Below are 9698 nucleotides of genomic sequence, written 5' to 3'. Positions count from 1 at the left end.
GGCTTCTTTAAGTTTTTCCTCAAACAGTTTCAGGCGCTCGTCCAGCTCGCTAAGGTTCTTCTATTCCAGCATGTTCCTGTAAAACCTTCTTAACGAAATGCAGGAGGGAAGACATTTCTTGAGTATCCAGATAGTCCACCTTGTTAAGTATGAAGAAGAGGTGGGCAATCTGTGACCGGACTGCCTGCAAAAACTCAAGCTCTGCCTGGGTTAGGGGTGGGTCGGCAGAAAGGAGGAATACGGCAGCATCACACTGAGGTAAAAATTTAAGGGTGGTTTCTGTGTTATGCTGGAAAGTAGAACCTATACCGGGCGTATCTATTAACACCACCCCCTGCCCCAAACCCAAATAAAAAGACTCCTACCTCCTCTTGGGGGTAGGAGTCATCAACCCTTGACGGGTAATTTTATCGGTGGACTCCATCACCGCAATTACAATTTAACAACAGTATTTTTAAATGTCAAGGGCTCGGGAACACGAAAGCTTGCCTTAAGGGGAGGAGCTAGCCTTTATGTCCCTTTAGTAAAACCTGGATGCCCCGTCTGCCGTATCACAAGGGAAGCGGGTGGGAAATGTTGGAAGCCTCCTGGATGGTTTGCCAAGCCCATGCTCGGGAACTCGCCAATTTTGCCCAATATAGCCTAGAGGTATTGCCATTTTGAATGAAGCATTGCTGGATAAAGCTATTAAGTTAGTTAGGCAAACGCTCAATCAGAACTTAAAGAACTTTGTTATACCTTTGGCCAGGACTTGATGCCCTTATATCATAGATAAATTAAAGACGTAGGTAAGGTTTTTTGTTAGATTTTAAAGTAGACATTAAGGAAGTTTGTCCAAAAGGAAGGGACCATTATGCTTAAGAAATACGCCAACCGAGGATTCATCCCACAATTCGACGGAAGTTATGCTGTATTAATTCACCCGTTAAACGGATACCTGACGCCCGAGCAACTGGAAGCCATATCTCGGCTAGCCCGGGAATATGGAGACCGAGTTAAGCTTACAGTCTCCCAGGCCATCATGGTTTACGGTATAAGCCTTGAGGATTTTGACAGGGTGGCCGCTGAGTTAGAAAAGGTGAGCCTGCCCCTGGCCAATATAGGGCCAGTAGTCCGAAATGTTAAAGTATGTTCCAGCCAGTACTGCAAGCACGCGGTCCGAGACGTGACGCCCTTGGCTACTGAGGTCAACCAGCGATTGGCAGGGATAACGGCCCCTAAAAAATTTAAGATAGCGCTAAATGGTTGCCCCAACTCCTGTGTAGAGGCCCAGTTAAATGATCTGGGCGTCATAGCTCTTTCAGAGGGGTACTGGTTGTACCTGGGAGGCAAAGGGGGTCGTCAGCCCAGGCTGGGTACCAAGCTGGACGTAATCATCAAGGAAGAATACCTGGTGGAAACCATCGAGCGGATCATTAAAGGATACCTCCAAGTAGCCCGGAATGAGCGGTTAGGGGAGGTTATTGACCGTATCGGATTTTTGCCCTTTTTAAAAGAAGCTTTGGCCTGGCGAGGCGAAAAACTTAGGACATGTATAGGGGCCCGTTACTGTCCCAACGGTACAGGAGATGTCCATGCCCTGGCTGAAAGTATAGTAACCTCAGGTGAGTTGCAAGGAATTGTTACTTTAAGCGGATGCGGGAATGGGTGCGCTCAGGATAGCTCCGCGGATTGCAATATCCTGGCCTTAAAGGACAGGTTATGGGTATATAAGAACGGGAACATGGAGGTTGTTAAGGTAGGGGACTTAACGGTCTACCTTCGGAAGTATGGGATTTTAAAATAAGCGTAAGCGATTTAACCCCTTACAGCAAGAGAAGGAACCGGGAGTAAGGCAAAGGAGGACAACCAATATGGAGGGCCTGGTGGATTCCCATACCCATGTTTCGGTGTTACCTTTTGATGCTCTGGAGGAGCTCTTTCTTAGGCCTTAAGGGAGGTGAGGAGGAATGAACCTTAAGGTTTTATTCCATATAAACGAAGCTAGGCGGTGGCAGATGGTCTTCACTAACATCACTAATTTTATTAATGACGTTGGGCCAGGGAATGCCGCCATCGAAGTAGTTGCCAACGGGGAAGCAGTTACAATTTTTGCTGACAACTCTGACCATGGTTTGCTCTTAGAAGAGATGCAGAAACTAGCAGAGAGGGGAGTAGAGTTTATGGTTTGTCGCAATGCTTTGCGGAGTCAAGCAATCGATGAAGGGAACCTTCCTTCTTTCATTAAAGTTGTTCCAGCCGGAATTACTGAGATCGCGAGAAAACAAGTTGAGGGTTACGCCTACATCAAGCCTTAATGCTAACAGAGAAATTTCAGTTAGAACTTAGGCCGCCCGGTAGTGGAGATAATATAGCGGATACAGACCGTTTACGCCAGGCGCTGGAAAGACGGAGCGGTTGTCCAGTAGGTATTCCCCTGGATTTACTTAAAGAGATTCCTACCAGATTACGGCAGCAGGGGTGGAAAGTAACAGTCACTGTAGGCTATTATTGGCCACCGGGATGGGGGCTGAAGGGACTTACTGCCCACTTGGTGGAAGTGGAACCCGGTTTTGATTACTCCGGCCCTTTTGGGGTGGCAGTGGACCTGGGTAGTACCACAGTAGCAGGGTATTTGTGGGATCTAGGCGTGGGGAAACTCGTTGCTGCTTATAGTACCTTTAACGCTCAGGTCAAAGTAGGAGAAGATATTCTTACCAGAATTCATCATGCAGCCACCTCCCAAGGGTTAACAGAATTGCAGGAGGCCGCAGTGGCCAGTATAAATAGGGTAATTGCTCTTCTGGCCAGGCGGGCTAATATAAGTCCTTCTGCTATTACTGCTGGGGTAATCAGCGGTAATACTACCATGGTCCATTTATTACTCGGCCTGCCTCCCACAAATATTTGCCGGAGTCCTTACGTTCCTGTGGTCAATGCTCCGGGTTTCATCCCCGCGGCACACATAGGTCTGCATATACATCCCCAGGCCCTGGTGTACTTTTTACCTAGTGTAGGTAGTTATGTGGGTGGAGACATCTTAGCAGGTATTTTAGCCAGTGGAATGCACCTGCAAGAACATATTGGTCTTTTAGCGGATATTGGGACCAACGGAGAAATGGTACTGGGTAATCGAGAATGGCTAGTGGCTGCGGCTGGAGCAGCTGGGCCGGCCCTGGAAGGCGGAGTTATAAGTTGTGGTATGCGGGCTGAACCTGGTGCAGTATACAAGGTGCATATAGATAGCCAGACTGGGAAGATAACCTACCAGACTATTGGAAGCGAGCCGGCACGTGGTATTTGTGGTTCAGGTGTTGTGGATGCTATTGCTCAAGGATTATTAGCCGGGATTGTTACCCAGCGAGGCGAATTACGTGCACCCCTTACTTCTTTAGTGGTTGTACCGGCTGAGGAAAGCGCCACAGGGAAGCCCATCGAGCTAACTACAACAGACATTCAACGCTTTTTACGTACCAAAGCAGCTGCTAACGCCATTATGTTTACCTTGTTAGAGAGCGTGGGATGTACTTTAAAGGATCTGAAATACTTTTATGCTGCCGGAGCCTTTGGTGAACATCTAGATGTTGAATCAGCGGTCGTCTTAGGCTTATATCCTGATCTCCCGCGAGAGAACATCATATCATTAGGCAACAGCTCTTTGATGGGTGCTAGTTTAATCCTTACTGATTTTGCCAAAGGCCAGGAAGTAGAAGAAATAGCTCGGCGCGTTACTTATGTAGAGATGAATCATAGCCCGCGATTTATGTACCATTTTACCGCAGGCTTGTTTTTCCCCCATACTGATCTTCATCTTTTCCCCTCTGTCCAAGCTAGGCTAAAAAGCCGCACGCAGCGTTTCCCGGAGAAACGAGGTTTATGACCGGCTCCAGCCGCGGGCAGGCCAGGAGGAAAATTAAGGGCAACGGCGAATATAATTATTGGAGATTGTAGTAACAAGCACAAATAGGAAAGGGGTGGTAACCTGATCCACTTCACAACTTCTTCGGAACGGCGAATATAGGGAACTTGGTTATCCGAAACTGCATTGTCATACTGGTGGTGGTCGGGTGCAAATACTAAAAGAAGCTAAACCCGGATAGTTTGAATTAAGAAAAGATGTAAGGATTGAGTATGTACTACAGAAGGGGAGATATCCATGAGACAATTAACCGTGTTGACGAGCCCTATTAACATAGGTAATTTACAGCTTAAGAACAGAATGGTCATGCCCCCCATGGTAACCAATTATGCTTACAGCGATGGCTCAGTGACCGACCGACTGGTGGCCTACCACGTGGAGCGGGCTAAGGGCGGGGTAGGGCTGATCATTGTGGAAGCCTCCTATGTCCACCCTTCAGGCAAGGGATTTAAGAACCAGGTAGGCATTTACTCCGACCGCCTCATTCCGGGCTTGCGCCGGTTGGTTGAGGCTGTACACGCCTACGGAGCAAAGATCGCCATCCAGCTCTACCATGGAGGTCGCCAGAGCAAGTCTAAAGTTACGGGACAGCCCCTGCTAGCTCCCTCCCCTATTCCTTGCGCCACCATCGGGGAAATACCTAAAGAATTGACCAAAGAAGAAATTGCCTCTCTTATCCAGGCCTTTGCCCAGGCCGCAAGAAGAGCCAAAGCAGCGGGCTTTGATGCCGTTGAGATCCACGGCGCCCACGGCTACCTGATCAATGAATTTCTCTCTCCTTATGCTAATAAACGGACGGACGAGTACGGCGGTCCCCTAGAAAACAGGATGCGCTTTCCCTTGGAAGTGGTGCGGGCCGTGCGCCAGGCAGTGGGGCCGGAGTACCCCATTATCTATCGTCTGAGCGCCGACGAAAAGGTTCCGGGGGGCCTTACCCTGGAGGAAACTCGGACCTTTGCTAAAAAGTTAGAGCAGGAAGGGGTCAACGCTCTTCATGTTTCCGCAGGCATATATGAAACGGCAGCGTGGATTATCCAACCTATGTACCTCCCGCGGGGGTGCCTTGTAGACCTGGCCCAGGGCATCAAATCGGCGGTAAATATTCCGGTTATTGCTGTGGGGCGAATCAACGATCCCGAAGTGGCGGAAAGTATACTGGCCGCGGGGAAAGCGGATTTAATCTCCTTCGGTCGGCAGCTCCTGGCCGACCCCGAAACTCCCCAAAAGATAATGGAAGGAAGGCTGGATGAGATCCGCCACTGCATCGCCTGTTGCCAAGCGTGTATCGACGAGCTTTTCCTGGACCACGCCATCGGCTGTACAGTAAACGCACGCACGGGTTTCGAGCGGGAATTTCCTCTGGATAAGGCAAAGCGCTCCAAGAAAGTTCTGGTCGTAGGGGGCGGGCCGGCTGGTATGGAAGTGGCTCGGGTAGCGGCCCTGCGGGGGCACCAGGTAACCCTCTGGGAGAAAGAGAGTGAGCTGGGTGGGCAATTACCTCTGGCTTATGCCCCGCCCCAGAAAGGTGAAATTGCCACTTTCAGAGAGTATTTAGTGGGGCAGATGGAGAGGCTTAAAATCAACGTGCAGCTTAATAAAGAGGCTAACCTGGAAGCCATACGCCAGGAGAAGCCCGATGTAGTGGTACTGGCTACCGGTGCCCGGCCGGTTATCCCGGACATTCCTGGCGGTGAAGGTGAGAAGGTAGTAACCTCCTGGGATGTACTGCGGGGAAAAGCGCAGGTAGGAGAAAAGGTAGTGGTGATAGGCGGCGGGCTGGTAGGTTGTGAGACGGCTGAGTACCTGGCCGAGAAGGGGCATAAAGTGACTATCTTGGAAATGCTGCCTAAAGTGGCTAGCGACATCGGCCCTCTAATGGCGTCGCTGCTCCTGGAGCGCCTTGAGAAACAAGGGGTACAAATAATTACTGAGGCCGAAGTTACAGCTATTCAAGGTGACCGGGTAACCTATAAGCGTAACGGCCAGGAAGAAAGCTTAACCGGGTTTGATACAGTGGTGCTGGCCGTTGGATCCCGGGCTAACGATACTCTGGCCCATGAGATGGAAGGTTTCGGTATAGACTACTATGTCATTGGCGATGCTGTAAGTCCTAGGAGGATAACCCAGGCTGTATTTGAAGCCATGCGGGTTGGCCATGAGTTGTAGGTTCTCCTCAAACAGCGTGTAAGCTTGGCTGCTTCTGCCCTTCACCATACAGGGCAGAAGCAGTTATTTTTATCCCGCCCCGGGGTTTTTGAATCACAGTTACCTTGCACCAGTGGGGTTGGCAGGCCTCATAGATGTCCTTAGCTATGGTATCGGCCAGAGTCTCGCAAAAGATGCCTTCCTCCCGAAAGCTCCATAAGTAAAGCTTGAAGCTTTTAGATTCAATGCAGTACTTATCGGGGGCATATTCTACTATTACTGTTTCAAAGTCCGGTTGTCCAGTTACTGGGCAGAGGCTTGTTACCTCGTCGGTTTCTAGAGTAACAATTTCCACGTGGGGCGGTTTGGGGAAAACCTCTAATTTCTTACGGGGTTCGCGTACAGGTTTCCCTAGAGCTTCGAACTCCATCATACCAGATCCCTCCCTACTTACCACAAAGGGATTCTCCCACCTTTTTAAGCCAAGCGGTAATAGCATAGGTCAACGGAGTGGCCAGGGCTTCGTAGGTGGGAAAAAGTTTGTAGCGCAAGAAATTCACTCCTTGTTTTTTAAGGCGGGTGGCTACGACCGCCGGCTTAATGCCAACTTCTACATTAACAATCTTAAGGGAGTTATGTCAATATAGCCTAGGGCCCCCAACAGAGGACAGGGATATGGATTTGCAGGATATTCCTTACTGGTGAGCGAATTTAATGTTAAATCGTTATGTTGGTTAAAACATAGCGCTACAGGTATCCACTCTGGGGGGCCGCTAATGCGAGTATTAGGGTGGTTTTCAAGACTGGGGGATAGCTTGGGCGGTAATCGGTATGATTTAAGGGAATGGGCCGGTGCCTTTGGCGATCTGGGGACCCTCGTCCCCTTTGTATTGGCTTACGTTACGGTACTAAAGATGGACCCCGGCGGGCTCCTTTTTACCTTTGGAGTAGCCAAGATCGTTACCGGCCTTTTCTATAAAACACCTATACCTGTTCAACCCATGAAGGCCATCGGGATCAGCGCGGTGGCGGGAGCAGGGGGGTTCACTCCAGCTACTGTTTGGGGAGCCGGTCTGGCTACCGGATTAATATGGTTGTTTTTGGGCCTTACCGGCCTTATAGACCGGGTGACGGCCCTGGCTAAAAGGTCTGTTGTCCAAGGCATTGTCTTGGGCTTAGGCTTAACCTTCATGCTGGAAGGCCTGCGCTCTATGGCTACCAATTACTTTCTTGCCGCTACAGGTTTTATCCTTACCCTCGCTCTGATGGATAACCGGAAATTTCCGGCAATGTTCTTGTTGTTGGCCTTAGGAATGGCTACCAGCCTTGCGGGTAATCCGGCCCTATTGGTGGAAGTAAAGAAGAATATAGGTTTCTCTCTGCCCTCCTTTACCTTGAATAAGCTAACCTGGCCGGAACTGCTCAAGGGTTCCCTGGTTTTGGCTTTGCCTCAGGTTCCCTTGACTTTGGGCAATGCGGTTATTGCTGTGGTGGCCGAAAATAACGAACTTTTTCCTCATCGGCCTCTTTCCGCACGCCGGATTGCCCTTTCTACCGGTTTGTTGAACCTGTGGGCCCCTCTGTTTGGTGGGGTACCCATGTGTCATGGTGCCGGGGGGATGGCCGGTCACGTGCGTTTCGGGGCTCGGACCGGTGGCGCCCTGGTAATTTTAGGAGCCATGGTTCTGGTTGTGGCTCTCTTCCTAGCCCGGGGAGTACATCTCATTTTTCAGCTCTTTCCCCCGGCCGTTTTGGGCGTAATTTTGTTTTTTGCCGGAGCGGAGCTGGCTGTAACAGCAAAACCGGGGTCCTCCAGCCGGGAGGAATTTTTCGTTACCTTAGTTACTGCGGCTTTCGCTACCTGGAACATGGGGGTTGCCTTCCTGGCAGGATCATTGTTAAGTCTGGCGGTGGAAAAGGGCTGGGTAAAATAAACCCATTTTAGCAATTTGATAAATCCAGTGAGAAATTATTGAGAAAAAAGTTGGAACAGCTATACTGGTTATCATTCGGAATTCTTATCCCGCGTAATATCAAGTGTTGGCATGAAACTTGCTACTGGAAAGATAGGACGAAAGGCGATTAACCAACTTTACTGGAATGATCGAGGTGGTTTTCGATGCTGAAATTGCACGGGATTTATGCACCCATTGCCACTCCTTTTGTTGGTGAAGAAGTTGCTTATGATAAGCTAGAGGCTAATCTAAAATTCTGGTTGGATTCTAAGCTGGCGGGTATTGTGGTTTTGGGATCCAACGGAGAATTTGTGCTCCTGGAGCCGGCAGAAAGAGAGAGACTCATTAGTTTCTGCTGCGAAAAGGTGGCGGGCCGGAAGCCGGTTGTCGCTGGAACTGGTGCAGAGTCTACACGGGAGACGATAAGGCTTTCTAAGAAGGCGGCCGAAGCAGGAGCCGATGCTGTTTTAATAGTCACACCCAGTTACTATAAGGGAAGTTACAATGATGCGGCCCTCAAGAAATACTTTTTCGATATCGCTGATGCCTCTCCTATACCCGTTATCCTTTATAACATGCCTCGCAATACTGGTATCAATATGTCCTCCAAGCTAGTAGCGGAATTGGCCACCCATCCTAATATCATCGGTATTAAGGATAGCGGCGGAAATATTGTCCAAATTGGCGAGATTATTAAAAACACACCCTCTGATTTTGTAGTTTTCGCTGGGTCGGCGAGCTTCTTACTGCCTGCCCTGGTGCTCGGGGCTAAGGGAGGCACCTTAGCGTTGGCCAATGTGTTCCCCAATCAATGCGCTGAAGTTCAGGAGTACTATGAGGCAGGAGATTTGGAAGCTGCTCGTAACTTGCAATTAAGACTTCTGGAGATCAATGCTGCCGTAACGACGCGCTGGGGTGTAGCAGGGCTTAAGGCTGCCATGGACATGGTGGGTCTTTATGGTGGGGATCCGCGACCTCCTTTGTTGCCTTTAGGTCCGGAAGAACGAGAAGAGCTGCGGAATATCCTGGCTCGCACTGGGTTTGTAGAGCCTCTTTAAGTCCTAAGAAGCTTCCCGTCAGATCTGCGGGGAGAACAGAAAGGACATCTTTTATCTGTATTACGAGCCTTTAGCCTCCATGGTTAAACGTATGTCGGATGTAAAGTTCCGGTATACCTACGGGAACGTGAAACTGCGAAAAGTCGGATCGGGATACGAGCGGCGACGTATGCCGTATGAGAGTACCTCCGTAGGTGCTCACAAATAGTGGGCAGCAAAGGCCTGACTGCAAGGTGCCTCTTTTCTGGTCGTGAGCTTTCGAGGGGATACGCCTGAAATAAGCCCTTCAGAGTGTTGATTATAGAAGTAGCCTATGTTTTGAAAAGGGACTTGGTGGTCACCCTGTCTATTGAGGATTTACCGAGCATCGGAAGATATGGCTTTGGACTAGGCAACCTTTTAGTACTTAACTTTTGGGACTCCAAAGTATTGAAGAAGCTAACGGAGCCCCCGTGTGTAGGGACGGTATCGGGTGGCTTGGGTGGACACGAGTGGAAGTTCTTCCTGCAACATGTGGATGTTCTGTTTAGAGTTTATTTTACGACTTGGTTGGACTGTAGTGGACAAAGGGTATATGTAGGGGAGTATATTGTATTATGAGGTTAAAGAAAGTAGTTACAGGAGGCAGGAAAAACCGGAGAA

Annotated in this window: 8 protein-coding genes and 1 riboswitch; of the genes, 6 read left to right on the top strand and 2 right to left on the bottom strand. The window is 49.6% G+C overall.

Annotated elements, in window-relative coordinates; genetic code table 11:
• Positions 1-49: 49 nt before the first annotated feature.
• Positions 50-349: a dynamin family protein gene (locus L5656_RS08970; RefSeq protein ID WP_297202060.1), complete on the bottom strand. Its 300-nt coding sequence runs from the start codon at positions 347-349 to the stop codon at positions 50-52.
• 22 nt (positions 350-371) lie between these two features.
• Positions 372-437: riboswitch (Fluoride riboswitch) on the bottom strand.
• A gap of 416 nt (positions 438-853) precedes the next feature.
• Between L5656_RS08970 and L5656_RS08965 the strand changes: the two genes are divergently transcribed.
• From L5656_RS08965 to L5656_RS08950, 4 genes are all read left to right on the top strand, one after another.
• The gene (locus L5656_RS08965; protein WP_297202056.1) at positions 854-1786 is read left to right on the top strand and encodes a hypothetical protein; all 933 of its coding nucleotides are present in this window, start codon (positions 854-856) and stop codon (positions 1784-1786) included.
• A 163-nt stretch (positions 1787-1949) separates the two neighbouring features.
• A complete protein-coding gene (locus tag L5656_RS08960) occupies positions 1950-2297 on the top strand; it encodes a DsrE family protein (RefSeq protein WP_297202053.1) in 348 nt (115 codons plus the stop codon).
• Positions 2297-3859 (top strand): ASKHA domain-containing protein, encoded by a 1563-nt coding sequence (locus L5656_RS08955; RefSeq protein ID WP_297202051.1) that lies wholly within the window; start codon positions 2297-2299, stop codon positions 3857-3859. Before L5656_RS08960 ends, L5656_RS08955 begins: the two co-directional genes overlap by 1 nt.
• Before the next feature lie 276 nt (positions 3860-4135).
• Positions 4136-6064, top strand: coding sequence for an FAD-dependent oxidoreductase (locus L5656_RS08950; protein ID WP_297202048.1), 1929 nt, complete (start codon positions 4136-4138; stop codon positions 6062-6064).
• 7 nt (positions 6065-6071) lie between these two features.
• On the opposite strand, the gene queF is transcribed toward L5656_RS08950, so the two are convergent.
• Positions 6072-6476: a preQ(1) synthase gene (gene queF / locus L5656_RS08945; RefSeq protein WP_297202044.1), complete on the bottom strand. Its 405-nt coding sequence runs from the start codon at positions 6474-6476 to the stop codon at positions 6072-6074.
• A gap of 343 nt (positions 6477-6819) precedes the next feature.
• Here queF and L5656_RS08940 point away from each other — a divergent pair, with 343 nt between their 5' ends.
• Complete coding sequence (locus tag L5656_RS08940; protein WP_297202039.1) at positions 6820-7977, top strand: putative sulfate/molybdate transporter; 1158 nt, start codon at positions 6820-6822, stop codon at positions 7975-7977.
• A 185-nt stretch (positions 7978-8162) separates the two neighbouring features.
• Positions 8163-9056, top strand: a complete 894-nt coding sequence (dapA, locus tag L5656_RS08935) for a 4-hydroxy-tetrahydrodipicolinate synthase (RefSeq protein ID WP_297202036.1) — start codon at positions 8163-8165, stop codon at positions 9054-9056.
• Positions 9057-9698: the final 642 nt, after the last annotated feature.

The sequence above is a fragment of the Thermanaeromonas sp. genome, assembly GCF_021890735.1.
Lineage (GTDB): Bacteria > Bacillota > DSM-521 > Neomoorellales > Neomoorellaceae > Thermanaeromonas.
Note: the sequence above shows the minus strand (reverse complement) of the source record. Positions and strands in the feature narration are given on the sequence as shown.